Annotated in this window: 13 protein-coding genes; 7 read left to right on the top strand and 6 right to left on the bottom strand. The window is 57.1% G+C overall.

Annotated features, from left to right (window positions below; all coding sequences use genetic code 11):
• Positions 1-53: 53 nt before the first annotated feature.
• Positions 54-935 carry a LysR family transcriptional regulator gene (locus RGB73_RS26300; protein ID WP_310766097.1) on the bottom strand — a complete coding sequence of 294 codons (882 nt, stop codon included), beginning with the start codon at positions 933-935 and terminating at the stop codon, positions 54-56.
• Between the two features lie 116 nt (positions 936-1051).
• On the opposite strand from RGB73_RS26300, the gene RGB73_RS26295 reads away from it, so the two are divergent.
• The gene (locus tag RGB73_RS26295) at positions 1052-2263 is read left to right on the top strand and encodes an MFS transporter (protein ID WP_310766096.1); all 1212 of its coding nucleotides are present in this window, start codon (positions 1052-1054) and stop codon (positions 2261-2263) included.
• On the opposite strand, the gene RGB73_RS26290 is transcribed toward RGB73_RS26295, so the two are convergent.
• From RGB73_RS26290 to RGB73_RS26280, 3 genes are all read right to left on the bottom strand, one after another.
• Positions 2214-2921, bottom strand: coding sequence for an alpha/beta hydrolase (locus RGB73_RS26290; protein ID WP_310766095.1), 708 nt, complete (start codon positions 2919-2921; stop codon positions 2214-2216). The two genes, RGB73_RS26295 and RGB73_RS26290, sit on opposite strands and share 50 nt — an antisense overlap.
• 154 nt (positions 2922-3075) lie before the next feature.
• The gene (locus RGB73_RS26285) at positions 3076-3732 is read right to left on the bottom strand and encodes a CoA transferase subunit B (protein WP_310766094.1); all 657 of its coding nucleotides are present in this window, start codon (positions 3730-3732) and stop codon (positions 3076-3078) included.
• 41 nt (positions 3733-3773) lie between these two features.
• Complete coding sequence (locus RGB73_RS26280) at positions 3774-4466, bottom strand: CoA transferase subunit A (RefSeq protein ID WP_310766093.1); 693 nt, start codon at positions 4464-4466, stop codon at positions 3774-3776.
• Between the two features lie 282 nt (positions 4467-4748).
• Between RGB73_RS26280 and RGB73_RS26275 the strand changes: the two genes are divergently transcribed.
• The 4 genes from RGB73_RS26275 (at position 4749) to RGB73_RS26260 (ending at position 10878) form a co-directional block, all read left to right on the top strand.
• Positions 4749-5987 carry an efflux RND transporter periplasmic adaptor subunit gene (locus RGB73_RS26275; protein WP_310766092.1) on the top strand — a complete coding sequence of 413 codons (1239 nt, stop codon included), beginning with the start codon at positions 4749-4751 and terminating at the stop codon, positions 5985-5987.
• Entirely contained in the window at positions 5980-9234 is a 3255-nt protein-coding gene (locus RGB73_RS26270) for an efflux RND transporter permease subunit (protein WP_310766091.1), read from the top strand. The genes RGB73_RS26275 and RGB73_RS26270 overlap by 8 nt, the downstream gene beginning before the upstream one ends.
• 573 nt (positions 9235-9807) lie before the next feature.
• Entirely contained in the window at positions 9808-10302 is a 495-nt protein-coding gene (locus RGB73_RS26265) for a VanZ family protein (RefSeq protein ID WP_310766090.1), read from the top strand.
• A gap of 162 nt (positions 10303-10464) precedes the next feature.
• Positions 10465-10878, top strand: coding sequence for a S1 RNA-binding domain-containing protein (locus RGB73_RS26260; RefSeq protein WP_310766089.1), 414 nt, complete (start codon positions 10465-10467; stop codon positions 10876-10878).
• 93 nt (positions 10879-10971) lie between these two features.
• Here RGB73_RS26260 and RGB73_RS26255 read toward each other — a convergent pair whose 3' ends face one another.
• Entirely contained in the window at positions 10972-11391 is a 420-nt protein-coding gene (locus RGB73_RS26255; protein WP_310766088.1) for a rhodanese-like domain-containing protein, read from the bottom strand.
• 110 nt (positions 11392-11501) lie between these two features.
• Between RGB73_RS26255 and RGB73_RS26250 the strand changes: the two genes are divergently transcribed.
• Positions 11502-12389 (top strand): LysR family transcriptional regulator, encoded by an 888-nt coding sequence (locus RGB73_RS26250; protein WP_310766087.1) that lies wholly within the window; start codon positions 11502-11504, stop codon positions 12387-12389.
• On the top strand, positions 12386-13192 hold the full coding sequence (locus tag RGB73_RS26245; RefSeq protein ID WP_310766086.1) for an alpha/beta hydrolase family protein: 807 nt from the start codon (positions 12386-12388) through the stop codon (positions 13190-13192). The genes RGB73_RS26250 and RGB73_RS26245 overlap by 4 nt, the downstream gene beginning before the upstream one ends.
• A gap of 6 nt (positions 13193-13198) precedes the next feature.
• Here the strand turns inward: RGB73_RS26245 and RGB73_RS26240 are convergent, their stop codons facing one another.
• The gene (locus RGB73_RS26240; protein WP_310766085.1) at positions 13199-15019 is read right to left on the bottom strand and encodes an ATP-binding protein; all 1821 of its coding nucleotides are present in this window, start codon (positions 15017-15019) and stop codon (positions 13199-13201) included.
• Between the last annotated feature and the right edge of the window lie 2 nt (positions 15020-15021).

The following is a 15021-nucleotide window of genomic DNA, read 5'->3' as shown; positions in this document are numbered from 1 at the left end:
AATCTATATGTATGTCTATTCGTCGAAGGTGGATTAGGCGGATGCGCGATACATTACCCCAACACCATCTCCAAAAAGCGGGCAACTACGGGGCGCAGCCCCAGGCCATCTTCGCGCAGGCACAAATAGACGGGGCGCTTGATCTCGATGCCCGGGACTGTCACGCGCCCGACCTCTCCCCGGTCTACCAGCTCGCTGACAGCCAGCTCGGGCGCGAGCATCGTCCCGTAACCGGCGCGTACCGATTGGATCGATTCCACCAGGCCGTGGTACTGCAAGCCTACCTGCGGAGGTTGGACGCGGTGCTCCCGGCAGAGCGAGAACAGCTTTTCCCGGGTAGAGCTGCCGGGTTCGCGCAGCAAAAACGGCTCCTGCACGAGCCGCTCAAGGGGGACTTCCTTTCCCGCAAAAGGGTGCTGGGGCGGGACGATGAACCAGAAGGGCACATCGATCAGGTGGAAACGGCGGATAGGGCTCTCATCCCAGACTTCATTGGTGATGACGGCGAGGTCTGCTTCGCAATGCAGCAGTCGTTCGATGGACTGCCGGGAGTTTCCTGTACGAATTTCGACCTCGACATGGGGGTGCGTCTTCTTGTACGAAGCGAGCCATCTGGGGACGAGGTAGTGCGATGGAAGAAAGGTGGAGGCCAGCCGCAGCCGTCCTTTCGTTCCTTCTCTCATCTCGGCGAGCTGGTGCTCGATCTCTTTTTCCCAGTCGTAGATTCGGCGGGCCTGCCCGGAAAGGAAACGCCCCTCGTCCGTCAAAGCAATGCCGCGGCCGTCTGGCAGGATTAATGCGATGCCGAGCTCCTGTTCAAGTTTGCGGATTTGGGCGCTGACAGCAGGCTGGCTGATGGACAAGGCGTCAGCGGCGGCGGTCACACTTCCGCGGGACGCGACCTCCACGAATATGCGAAGCGCATGCAGGTTCATAATCATCCTCCATTCATCACGTTTGGTTATGAATCAGACAGAAAGATGTATTGGAAAAGTGGGAACAGCCTCTGTACTGTATAGCATAGAATCAAGTTCGTTTAAAGGAGCCAATCATGAAGGAGAGTAACGGAAAGAAACAGGTCATCGCCGTCGCACTGGTGACCGCCTTTTGTTTGCTGGGCGATTCGATGCTGTACATCGTCCTGCCGGTCTACTGGCAGGAGGCGGGCCTCGATTCTTTGTGGGAAGTAGGGATTTTGCTGTCGATCAACCGGCTGGTCCGGGTACCGCTCGGGCCGTTGGTGGGGAGATGGTACGAGCGAGCAGGGGGGCGGATCGGGCTGGTCATCGCGGTGGCTCTCGCCTTTATCACGACCGTGTCGTACGGTTTCCAAGGATTCTGGCTGTTGCTCATCATGCGCAGCGTGTGGGGGATCGCCTGGACGTTTCTGAGGCTGGGAGCGTATTCCCTGATCGTCTCGGTCTCCGAGGAGCACAACCGGGGCCAGCTGATGGGCCTGTACAATGGATTGTACCGCCTGGGCAGCTTGGGCGGGATGATTGCAGGCGCGCTGCTGGCGTCGAGGTACGGCTTGACAGTCACCTCCACTGTGCTGGGCTTCTTTTCCTTGCCAGCGCTGGCTCTCGTATTTTTGTACATTCGCCCATCCTTTCAGAAGAGCCATGTTTATACCGATTTGCCTAGAAGGGACGTGCGCATGTGGAAGCAGGGGAGCGTCTGGGCGACGATGGCGTCAGCGCTCGTGGTGGCGATGGTGTATCAAGGAATGTTTGCTTCCACCCTGAGCAGGCTCCTCGAAGTCCGGCAGCCGGTTGTCCTGGTTGGAGGAATCGCCATCGGGGCTGCTGTCATGGCGAGCTTGGTACAGGGGGCAAGGTGGGGCTGGGAGCCATGGGCAGCCCCGTGGTTCGGAAGGCTGTCCGACCGTTATGGGCGAAACAGCCTCTTCGCTTGGTCGCTCCTGGCCGCTGCCGTTCTCTTTGCCGTCCTGCACGTGCCTATGTCCTATTGGCTGTGGCTCTTCGTGTTGCTGGGGATACAGCTCACCGCGACCGTGCTGACGACGGTGATGGATACGCTGGCGGCCGACGAAGCATCCGGTCAGGCAAACAGCACGGCGCTGATGACGCTGTATTCCGTCGTGACCGATGTGGGCGCGGCACTGGGGCCTCTGCTTGCCTTCTGGATCGACGGGCGGCTGGGACTAGGGGCGGTGTACGGCGGGATTGCGCTGGCCCTGCTGCTACTTTCGATCATGTGGGGAGGTCGACTGCAGTGGCATAAGAAGCGAAGTGTTCTTTGATCTTGTCCACGACGTGAGCGATCGCTTCATCCTTGTCCGGACCGTGCAGGATCATGTGATTGGAATTCTCGTACCAGCTGATTTGCGCACTGGCCGCTTCATTTACGCTGGACGCCAAAAGCTCGGCGCTGACGGCGTGGACGGTATCGTCCCGGCGGGCCTGCAGCAGCAGGTAAGGGGTCGTGACCTTGGGCAAGAGCGGCTTTGTCTCGGAGAGCAGCCGCCGGAATTGCACCATGCTGGAAAGCGGGATTCGGCCGATGCCTCTGATGTATCGCCGGGAGTGCGTGTGGAAATCTTCCCGCAAGTAGTTCATCGCTTCTTTTACATCCCAGTATTTATACGGGGTGTTCATCGTGATCAGCAGTTCCACCGGGTAGGTCGTAGCCAGGTGAAACGCGAGGAGCCCGCCCATGGAAAAGCCGATGACCACGATGGAGTCGGCCCGCATGGATAGGCGCTTGTAGGCCTCGTGGGCAGAGCGGAGCCAGTCGTGACGGGTGCTTTTGGCCATCTCGCGGCGGGTGGTGCCGTGCCCTTCCAGCGTAGGGCACTCGACCTGGTACCCTTCTTCCCGCAATCTTTTCGCCAGCGGAAGGACGTCGTTGATGTCTCCGGCAAATCCGTGGATGAGGAGACAACCGACTGTTTTTTTCATCGTGTATCGCCTCACAAAAAGTGGAATTTGTTTGTATCCCTCATTATATACCGGAAGAGGAAGGGAAGCGAATCCGGGCAGACGCGAAAAAAAGACCTCACGCGAATTCGGTGAGGTCAAATCGGTGTGGTTATGATGGGATGAAGCTTGTTGCCTACAGCTGGATCGTTTTGAGGTTCGGAGAGATGATCAGCTTGGGCTGCGTGCAAGCCTGAATGTCTTCAGCGGTGTAGCCTTCCGCTACCTCGACAAGCACGAGGCCTTCCGGGGTGACATCCAGTACGGCGCGGTCCGTGATGATGCGGTTTACGACCTTTTTCCCGGTGAGCGGGAGGACGCATTCATTCAAAATTTTCGTTTCCCCATGCTTGTTGACGTGGTCCATGATGACGACGATCTTCTTCGCGCCGTGCACCAGATCCATCGCGCCGCCCATGCCCTTGACCATTTTGCCGGGGATCATCCAGTTGGCCAGGTCGCCCTCAGCAGACACTTCCATAGCGCCGAGAATCGCGAGGTCGATGTGTCCGCCGCGAATCATGGCGAAGGATTCCGCGCTGGAGAAGTAAGCGGCGCCCGGGATGGCGGTTACGGTTTCCTTGCCGGCATTGATCAGATCGGGATCGAGCTCCTCTTCGGTCGGGTACGGACCGATGCCGAGAAGACCGTTTTCGGATTGCAGCACGACCGTCTTGCCTTCCGGGATGTAGTTGGCGACCAGCGTCGGCATCCCGATTCCCAGATTCACATAAAAGCCGTCTTCGATTTCTTGTGCGGCACGAGTGGCGATTTGTTCACGCGTCAGCGACATATCTGTTTCCTCCTTGTGAATGGCATTCGTTTCCGTTGCGATTAGGAGCGGACCGTACGCCGCTCGATCCGTTTTTCAAACGATGGCGCCTGGATGATCCGCTGAACATAGACGCTCGGTGTATGGATATGGTCAGGATCCAGCTCGCCTGTCTCCACGATTTCTTCCACTTCGACGATTGTGACTTTTCCGGCGGCTGCCATCATCGGGTTGAAGTTTTGGGCGGTCTTGCGGAACACGAGGTTGCCCATCTTGTCGGCTTTCCACGCTTTGATAAGCGCGAAGTCACCCGTGATGCCTTCCTCCAGCAAGTACTCCTTGCCGCCAAATACGCGGGTCTCCCGTCCTTCTGCGATCGGCGTGCCTACGCCAGCCGGGGTGTAAAAGGCAGGAATTCCGGCTCCGCCTGCACGCACGCGCTCTGCGAGAGTACCTTGCGGCGTCAGCTCGACTTCGAGTTCGCCGGAGAGGAATTGGCGTTCAAATTCTTTATTTTCCCCTACGTAAGAAGAGATCATCTTTTTGATCTGTTTTTCGCGCAAGAGAAGGCCCAGTCCCCAGTCGTCCACACCGCAGTTGTTGGACACGACAGTCAGGTTGCGGACACCTTTGTCACGCAAGGCAATGATCAGGTTTTCGGGAATACCCACGAGTCCGAATCCGCCCACCAGCAGCGTAGCACCATCGTGAATATCGGCCACGATGTCTGTGTAAGAGGTAAAAATTTTAGCCATGTCAATCACTCCCACCGTGAAAAAATGACGTAAAACCTTTGTGAGAAAGCGCTAACAATCGGCAGCGCCACAAGGTTTGTAAACCGCTTTCTTCTATCATACAGGATTCGAGTTACAAACAAGTGACGAAAGTAATGGGTGCATTCATAAAAAAATATAAAAAATGACTGAAAAGTGGTACAACTGGCATGCTTTTCTGTAAAATATATTTTGCTAATTATTATTTTTATTCAAAAAAAGGCAAACATTGCGGGATACGCATGCGTTGCAGGAGTGACAGGGATGAAAAAATGGATCAGTCTCACGATTGTGGCGCTGTTGCTCACCGGCTGTGAAAAGCTGAACAGCGACATGGCCGAATTGAAGAAAAACGAGGAAGAGACCGTCATCAAGGTAAAAACGGTCAATGCCTATACGGTGGAGGAAAATCAGGACGCCTTGACGCTGGAAGTCTCCGGGGTAGTGGCCCCCAGACAGGAGGCAGGGCTGTCCTTTGGCGCCTCGGGCAGAATCGACCGGATACTCGTGGAGAAGGGGGCGAGCGTCAAGGCGGGCCAGACCTTGGCGACATTGGACGAAACCGTCTTGCAGCAAGGAGTCAACGCCGCTTTGGGACAAGTGGCGAGCGCGAACGTCCGGCGCAGCAAAGCCGCCCAGGGACCGGAAAGCCATGAGGTGCAGACTCAAAAGCTGCAAGTGGAGAAAGCGAAGGAGACGGCAGCGAAAGCCGAGCGCGAGCATGCCCAGGCCAAGGCTCTCTACGCCGGCGGAGCCATCTCCAAGGACGAGCTGGACAGGCTCGCGCTGGCTGAGCGGCAAGCCAAGCTGGATCTGCAGGAAGAGGAAGTCGCCTTGGGCAAGCTGCTGAAAGGCGCGGACCGGCTGGATGTGGAAGAGGCCAACGCGGAACTGCAGCAAGCCAACGTCCAGCTGACCCGGGCCAAACAGGAAGCGTCCGATGCGGTGCTGAAGGCGCCGTTTTCGGGCGTGGTAGCAGCGATTGCCCAGGTCCAGTCCGAGCAGACGGGACCCGGCAGCGAAGTCATGCGCTTGGTGGACACCTCCCAGTGGCTGGTCAAGCTGCAAGTGGAAAGCGAGCAGATCGGCAGCTGGCAGCCAGGCGCCCTAGTTACCGTGAAAGCTCCGGACGGCAGCCGGGCCGAGGGCAAGGTCACCTTCGTCTCGCCCGTCATGGATCAAAGCCTGGGGGCGTATCCGGTAGAGGTAACGGTGTCCGGAGCCGATGTCAATTGGAAGGGCGGGATGACCGTGACCTGCCAATATGAGCTGGATGCGAAAAACGTGATGCTGGTGCCGGTGAGCAGCGTGGGCATATCCGAAGAGGAATACTACGTGATGAAAATCAATGAAAATTCCGTGGAAAAGACTCCGGTCAAAGTCGGGGGGATTCACGGAACGTTTTACGAGATCGTGGAAGGGCTGCAGTCGGGCGACCAGATCGTCGGCTCCGGCCTCTCCTATCTGGTGGACGGCGAGGCGGTGAAGGTGGCGGATGAATAACCGGACGTTTTTCTCTATCGTTCCCTCCCTTGCGCGGCTATTGGCGGTGGTTTGCTGCCTGATCGGGCTTGGGGCGGTATTGCGAATAGACGTGGTTACCTTTCCGGATCGGCCGGTGCCGATTTATACCATTCAGCTAGCAGCGCCCGGTCTGACCTCCGGCAAGATCGACGAGACTGTGACCCGTCCGGTGGAGGAGGCGGTACGGGCCGTCGGGGATGCGCGCACGATTTCCTCTGAATCCCGTGCAGGCTCTGCGACCGTCACTGTCGAGACGACGGAGAGCATCGGCTCGGATTACAAAGAGCGGTTGGAAAAGAAGCTGGACGAAGTGAGAGGGAAGCTGCCGATTCAGGAATGGAGCATCCGCCAAGACAATCTGGCCGACAACCGGATCGGCTATTACCTGCTGCATGGAGGCGATGTCCAGACTTTGTCCGATGTCGCGCACTACACCGTGTACGAAAAGCTGAGCAGCCTGCCGGGTGTCGCCGGCGTCGAAATCGATGATCGGTCGGTCAAAAAACAGGTCGACGTGATTTTCCGTCCGTCGATGCTGCTCGCATACGGACTGACGCCAGGCGACGTCCTCGCTCAGCTTCCGGGGGATGTTGTGGCCGAGCAGGTAGGTACCGTGGGACAAAACAAGGATCAGGCTTCCTTTTTCTGGTCGAGCATGACGGAAGGGCCGCAGGGATTGGGCAAGCAGCTGATCGCGACGGACCAGGGATACGTGCCGTTGAAGCTGCTGGCCGATATCCGGGATTTGCGCGGCAGCAAAGGGGACGAGGTGAGCGTCTATCGAGGGGAACCGGCTGTCGGGATCACGCTGCTTTCTGCCGACGTCGGCCAGATGCCCGAGATTCGAAAACAGGCCGATGCGGCGATTCGCGAACTGAACGAGGCAGCAGCCGGAAAGTACCGGATCGATCTGTTTGACGATCCCGCCCAGCCTCTTACAGGTGCAATCCGTCAGCTGTCCGTGCTGGCGGCAATGGCAGCCGCAGCTTGCGCGGTGTTCCTTTACCTGACGCATAGACGGATCGCTGTGTCCGCCTTGTCGCTGCTCGCCGTCGTGATGGCGACCGGCTTTTTGCTAGGCGGCATGTGGCTCACCGGCCTGCCGTTGACCTATGCTTCACTGGGGCCGGTCATTCTCTTTTCGTTGCTGTATACGGGGGCAGGCTCCTCCCTTTTCCATCGCGTGAGGCAATGGCCACAGGAAGATTCCTTTCTCGGAGTCCTGCGTGTGGCCTGGAGGCTGCTCAAGCCGATCCTTCTTGCGATTGTGGTGCTTGCGGCCTGCTGGAGCGCTCTCATGATGACGGATTTCCTCGAGGGCAAAGACCGGATCGTCCTGTACGACGCCTGGCCCGTGCTGCTATTGGGCACGGCTGGCCTGCTGCTCGTCTACGGTTTCCTTGCGCCAGTTCTGGCTGCGACGTGGCTGGGAAGCGGGGCGGAGCGGGACACGAATTCCCCGTCTGCAGCCGGAAAGGCCGCACGCTATGCGGCACAGCGCTGGGAACGTATGGCGAAGCAAGGGTACTTGCCGTACGGGGTAACGCTTGCAGCGTCCCTTCTCTTCATCGTACTGCTGCACTCTTTCGTACTCGTGGACGATTACGGAGAACTGGCGACCAACGACAAGGAGCTGGCGCTGGAGATGGTTCAAGGCAGCAGCGTGGACGATGCGATCCGGGCGGCGCAAATCGCCGAAGACCGTTTGCGCGAGCTCGATGAGGTGCTTGACGTCTATACGGTGGCTTCCAAGCAGCGTCTGTCCCTGCATTTGAAGCTAGCGGACAGATACGACCGGACGATGGAAACCCCTGACCTGGAAAAGGAGCTGGACAAGCGGCTGCGGGACATCCCGGGGACGGATCCGTTCGCGTTTGTGGTGAGCGAAGACGTCAAAACGCGCCTGGAGTTTACGGTGAAGGGACCCTCCCTCTTGACGACGCAAGCGATCGCCCAGGAAGTCCTGAGCGAATTGGAAAAGTTCACGTACCGCGACGAGGATGGCCGGGAAATCATCACGGACGAGCGGATCGGGGCGGGCACATCCAAGACCATCATCGACATCCGGCCTAAGCCGGAGATGCTTGCCCGCTACCGGATCACCGAATCGGAGATCAAGAGGCAGCTGGAGAGCTACCTGGGAGAACAATCGGCGGGGAGCGTATTCTGGAACGAGCAGAGCGTACCTGTGAAAGTGCGTTTTCCCGACAAGTGGATGGAGTATCCCGAGCAGGTGAAAAACATTCTGATCCAGACCCCGGTCGGCAAGGTGCGTCTCGGCGACCTCGTCCAATGGCAGCTCGGCAAGGAGCCCCCTGTCTATCAGCGGGAGGACGGCTTGTACGTGTTTACGGTCAGCAGCGCCGTGCGGGATGCCGGCCGGATCGATTCGCTCTCGTACGTGCTGCCGCTGCGCATGCAAAAGACGATGATCATTCCGGAAGGCTACACCATTTTGAACGCGGACGAGCTGAAAAAACTGAAGGAAGAGCAAGCCGACAAGGAAGACTGGGGCGCTCGCGTGCTGGTCGCCGGCGGTTTGATCGCTGCTGTTCTCCTGGCGAGTCTCCTTCTGCAGCGCAGGACGCGCGACGGCTTGTTCGCACTGGCGATCTTGCCGGTGCTTGCGGGAGGAGTCATGCTCGGACTGCTTGTTATGGATCGGCCAATGAACGGGATGGCTGCCTACGGAATCGGAGCATCCGCAGCTCTGCTGCTCCAGCAAGCCCTCGTCTCGCTCGACGAACTGCAGGCCGCCAGAGCGCAGGGAGCCTCAATATGGGAAGCGACCCGCCTCGGCACGGCCCGTACGCTGGCCAGCCTGCTGACTGTCTTTGGCTCTGTCCTGCTGGCCAGCCTCCCGCTCACCGTCGGCCTCGCGTCAGGCATCGACCCATTTGCCTCGTTTGCCTGCACGCTGCTCTCCGGCACGCTGCTCTCCGCCTTTGTTTCCCTCGTCCTCATCCCGGCCATGTTCCACGCCGCGGAGTGGAAGCAGACGGCCAAGGCCGAGCTCACCCTCCCGATCGTGCTCCAGCGCATCCGCGTCTGGTGGGAAAACGACAGGGTCCGCAAGCAGGAGGCCAGAGCCCGGAAGCAGTGGCTGAAGGAACAACGAAAACAACAACGCGCCGACCAAAAGGAGCAGGAAACCCGTCGGACAAAAGACCTGTCCAGCGAGGATTTCCTCCCCCTCACGGCACGAACGAAGGACGCCAACCAATGATGGTTGGCGTCTGTTTTTGCATGAACCCCTTTTACAACCTTCGGCTGGCTCATCGAATAGCAGAACAAGCTTCCGTCAAAACGCTTCCGTTTGCTTGGAAGCTCCGTTAGAGATACCTTCCTCAAAAACAAGCATGCAAAAAAAACCTCCCTGAACCAACCCGCTCCCACCGCAGCCCAGGAAAAAGGAGAAAAAAGCGAAGGTCTTTGGGAGGCCGACCGAAGCGAAATGGAAAAAGGGAAATACGCCTGAGCGTCCACCCTGAGACGCATCCCCGAACCCGCTGCTTTGGACGCCGTTTCCCTTTTGGAATGGAGCTGGGCAGAACTGCTTCCAAGCAGGCCGGACAAGAACCTGCCAGCGTTTTCTCCTTTTTCAGCCGAGCGACCGCCAAAGGTTTGCATAGTCAAGAAAGCCCGAGAGACAACGATGTTGAAATCAGCCCCAATCGACCGCAACAGCTTCCACCATGACATCACTGCATCCGCCAAAATCCTCTGACCAAAGCACAAACCCAAAATCTCATGTAAGATAGGGAGAGAGAACAAACGAATCGGAAGGAGGAATCAAGCCGTGCGCCGATTCCGCAAAACCATCGACTACATCCTGCTCGCCGCCATTCTGATCGGCCTCTTTCTATCATCATCCACCCCGTACTACAAGCAAGACATCCGAGGAACCCTATCGAAAGTGGTCGACGAAAACCAATGGGGCGAGCGCATGGCTGACTGGTCGATCTCTTACGGAGGAAAGGAAGTCAGTGTGGAAGAAAAAGGAACCGCCGGCTTTATCGAGTTTTTCTTGCGCAAGGCCACCCATTTTTCCGTCTTTGCGCTGCTCGCCCTCGTCCTTTACCGAGTGTTTCGCCATCATCAGCCCTTCGCTATCGCCTTGCCCTGGAGCCTCTTTTTCAGCCTGCTGGTCGCCGTCCTCGACGAATGGCACCAGACGTTCACGCCGGATCGCACGGGGATGGTGGGTGATGTGCTGCTAGATGCTTCAGGATCTGTGAGTATGCTGCTGGTGGTATCAATTGTTTACTTGTATTCCAGAAAATACGTGTCATAATAGAAATGGTGCCGAACTAGCCAAGAAGCCGCATTTCCTATGTGTTCCACCTAGAAAGAATAGGCTTTTCAGTATTTGAATTTCTCTGCTATACTAGGAGAATGAGGCTTCGGGTTGAGGTTCTCACCATTTTTCGGAAATAATAAAAGGAGTGCAAACTGGATGGCAGTACAAGTGGGAAGCATCATCGAGGGAAAAGTGACAGCGATTAAACCGTTTGGGATGTTCGTAGCAGTCAGCGAAACCGAGCAGGGGCTGGTCCACATTTCCCAAGTAGCAAACGGTTTTGTAAAGGATATCAATGATCACTTTACCGTTGGAGCACAAGTAAAGGTGAAAGTTCTCTCCATTGATGATGCAGGCAAAATCTCGCTTTCGGTTCGCGCCGCACTCCCAGCGCCTGAGCGTCCGGAACGTGAAGAGCGCCGTGGTGGTGGATATCGTGGAGGCGACCGCGGAGGAAATGCAAAACGGGATAACGCAGCTTCCTTCGAGGACAAACTGAAAAAATGGATGAAGCACAGCGAAGAGAACCTTGCGACCATCAACAAAAAGAACGCAAAACGCGGCTACTAAGCCTTGCGATAACGGAATATGACAAAAGGACGGGATCCTCATCCCGTCCTTTTTCTATGGACTTGCGTTCGTGGAAGAATCCGAGATGCGGCATCAGCCGATCAGGGGAGCGGACGCTCCCAGGCTGCCTTCCACCGGATGTCCTTCCCGCCGCCAGTACTCCATCCCGCCGAGCATTTCCTTGACAGAAAAGCCGAGGGCTGCGAGCTTGGCCGCCCCTTTGGTGGCGCCGTTGCATGCCGGGCCCCAGCAATAGACCACGAGCAGCCGATCCCGGTCCAATGCCGCTGTCGTCTCGGATGAGATCGTCGGATGGGGGAGGGAGATCGCTCCAGGCACGTGGCATTCACGGTACGCCTTTTCACTGCGGACATCGATCACTTGGAAGCCGGTGACGCCGTTTTGCAGGTCGTTCCAGACGTCGGAGACATCGGTTTCCACAGACAGTTTGGCGAGAAAATGGCGGGTGGCCATCTCCGGAGAGGCGGCGGGTGTTTGCAAGACGAGAGACATGGGAATTCCTCCTTGATGATCGGGATGGCTTTAGCGTAACATGAGAGTGAACATCACAGTTATCTATACAAAATGATGAGGTACATTACATATTTCTATGGGAGGGCATCATGGAGCTGGTCTACCTGCATACGTTTCGCGAAGTTGCCAGATGGGGCAGCTTTACACGGGCGGCGGAAGAGCTGGGATATGCACAGCCGACGGTGACGGCGCAGATGCAAAAGCTGGAGCAATCGTACGGGGCGCCGTTGTTCGAACGTTTCGGGAGAAAGCTGCGCTTGACGCAAGCCGGGGAAGCCCTGCTGCCGTATGCCCGCGAATTGATCCGCCTCTATGGGGAATCTAAAGATGTCGTGAAGCGGCAAATGAGCGGTCCTGTCCGCATCGGCACGATTGATACTTTGGCTGCGTATTTCCTGCCCCGGCATTTGCAATCGTTTCGCCAGCAGTTCTCCGAGGTCGATTTGCTCCTGCAGACGGGAAGCGAGGCCGCCATCTTGCAGCAAATCAAAGACGGGCTGCTGGATGTCGGATTTATTTTCGACCGGTTTTGCACAGAGGACGAGGTAATCGCACGAGTCGTCCGCAAAGAAGAGCTGGTCGTCGTGCTGCCGCCGGTTCATCGTCTGGCGTCCGCTTCGGTAATTCGGGCCATGGACTTGCAGGGCGAGTCGCTGATCGTGACGGAGGAGGGCTGCACATATCGTCGGATGCTGCTCGAAGCGCTTCGTGACGCAGGAACGGGGTATAGAATCGCTTGCCAGTTCAGCAATCCGGAAGCGATCAAGCAATGTGTCCGAAGCGGCTTGGGGGTCGCACTGCTGCCGCGCATGGCCGTTGAAAAGGAGGTAGTGGACGGGGATATTTCTGCCGTGCCGTTTGATACTGCCAGGGCGCCGTTTTTCATTCAGGTGGTCTATCATCAGAAGAAGTGGCTTTCGCAAGGTATGCAAGCCTGGATCGAAAGTATCGCAGGCGAAGGAGGTCAGATCGAATGAAGATGACTCCGGAAGCATCAGTCGTTCCAGGCGTCTCGCTGTTTACCGTCAGCTACGACAGCCAAGGCCTGCTCGTCAAAGCCCTTCTCGCCGTGCCGACATCGACTGGGGAGAGCCAGGAGAGACTTCCTGCGCTTCTCTATTGCCGCGGTGGGATTCGCGGCGTCGGAAAAGTGAGTCCGGAGAGGATCAGCCAGATGGCCGCATTCGGCTATGTCGTGCTGGCTCCCCATTATCGGGGAAACGAAGGCGGAGAAGGGCGGGATGAATTTGGCGGAGCAGATCGGAACGATGTGTTTTCCGCTTACGAGCTTCTGCGGCAAATGCCGCAGGTCGACCCGCAGCGCATCAGCGTGTACGGCTTTTCCCGCGGGGGCATCATGGCGCTTTTTGCTGCCATGGAGTGCGAGGGAGTGCTCGCGGCTGTGGTGTGGGGAGGCGTGAGTGATCTCTTCTTGACCTATGAAGAACGTGTAGATTTGCGGCGCATGCTCCGCCGCATCGTCGGGCATCCCCGGAAGCAAGAGGAGGCCTACCGGCAGCGGACGCCGCTGTACCGTCTCGGCGAGATATCGTGCCCCGTCCTGATTATTCACGGAACGGCGGACCAAAATGTCGGGGTGGAGCATGCCCGCAGGCTGGCTCATGCGCTGCGGGAAGCGGGGAAACCCTACGACATGTGGCTGGAGGAAGGGGCCAGCCATTTGTTTCAAGGAGCGGACATGGAGACGTACACGCGCCGGATGTTCGCCTGGCTCGATGAGAAAGGCCGGGAGCGTCTGCACAGCGCGTTGACCCGTTAGAAGCGATCAGGGCATGCTCGGCTGCAGGGGAAGGGAGATGATGATTTCCGTTCCCTCTCCCAGCTTGCTGTGTACTTGCAAGTCGCCTCCGTGGTTTTCCACCATTCTGCGGGAAATCGGCAGTCCCAAGCCGGTTCCCTCCTCTTTCAACGAAAAGAACGGATCAAAAATGCGGACGAGGTATTCAGGCGAAATGCCTTCGCCCGTGTCCCGGACGTGCAAGTGAACGGCACGTTCGTCCAGGCGGCTCTCCACTGTGAGAATGCCGCCTTCTTTCATGGCTTCGATGCTGTTTTTCATCAGGTTGAGCAAAATTTGCTTCAGCTGCTCCACATCTACGTGCAGACGAATTTCCTGGTCGCAGCGGTCGACGATCTCGATGCCGTGCAGGAGCGCCTCCGCTTTCATCAACGGAAGAATCGAGTAGAGGACGTCTGTCAGGCGGACCTCCCGATAGTTCGGCATGGATGGCTTGGACAGCATCAAAAGCTCCGTGACGATCTGATTGACCCGTTCGATTTCTTGCAAAATCAGCGGCAGATAGTGGCGTTCCCGTTCCTGTTCGGTCATCTGCTGCTGCAAAAGCTGGATGAATCCGTAGATGACCGCCAGCGGGTTGCGGATCTCGTGCGCAGCTCCGGCTGCGAGCTGCCCGACCAGCGCCAGTTTTTCCGACTGGTTGAGGTACTCCTGGACTTGCTCTTGCTCCGTGATGTCCAGGAAAGCGACCATCCATCCGGTCTCGCTGCTTTGATCATGGTTGTGCAGAGGGATGTAGGAGACCAATGCGGTAAACGGAGTTCCGTCCTGCTTGAGCAACGTCATCTTCCGGTTGACAAACCACGGAGCTTCGCCTTCTCCTTCCCATAAGATCGACGAGTCTTTGGTTGCGGGAAACCCGTTTTCCCCCAGCTTGACGAGATGCTTTGCGAGCTGATTCACGTGGACGCTGGCAGTGCTGTGCGGACAGGTAATGATGCCGACCGGCAACGAGTTGAGGATTTGCTCCCGGAGGTTGCGCTCCTCGATCAGCACCTGGCGCTGTTCCTGATCCTGGGCAAACAAGGTGGCGATGTTGCGGGACATTTTGTTGAATTCTCCAGCGAGCTCCGAAAACTCGTCGAGCTGCTGGTAGACGATTTGCTGGCCAAACGTCCCTTTGGATACTTCCCGCACTTGCTCCATCAACGACTGGATCGGGCGCAGCAGCAGGTTGCGGAAGTAAAAGGTGCAGAACAAGCCGAATAGAATGGATGCGATCGATACGGTGTAGGTCAGGATGAGGGACACTTTGATGCTTTCGTTGGTGTTTTGAAACTCTTTGTTGGTCTTGTACTCCAACTGATTCAGGGTGAATGACAGGTCCCTCTCCAGCTGGTCGATGAGCGGCTGGACCTCATGAGTAAGCACGTAGCTGACGGCCGGGACGTTGTCCGCCTTCAGGAGCGGGTTGATTTTATTCAGAAACAAAAAATCCAGCTTCGAGATGGTTTCCACAATGGAAAAAAAACCGGTGTTTTCTTCCGTTTGGCGGATGCCATCGAAGCGAGAAGTGTCGATGAGATTGGTGTAGTAATCATCGAGGTAGGACTGCTGGCGTGTGAGCGTGTACATCTTGAGCGCGTAGGTCTTCGTGTAGATCTGGTTTTTGACCTCCAGCAGCGCGCTGGTCTGGGGCAGTATATTCTGCGTGAGGTGCATTTCTTCGGAGGTGACTTTTGTCATTTGGTAGCTGAACAAGGTAGTCACGCAGCCGATCAAGAGCATCATCACGAGATAGCTGAGCATCATTTTTTTCTGGAAACCGAGACGGGAAAAGACAGACATAC

It is taken from the genome of Brevibacillus brevis (assembly GCF_031583145.1).
Taxonomy (GTDB): Bacteria; Bacillota; Bacilli; order Brevibacillales; family Brevibacillaceae; genus Brevibacillus; species Brevibacillus brevis_E.
This window is presented reverse-complemented; position numbering and strand designations above follow the sequence as displayed.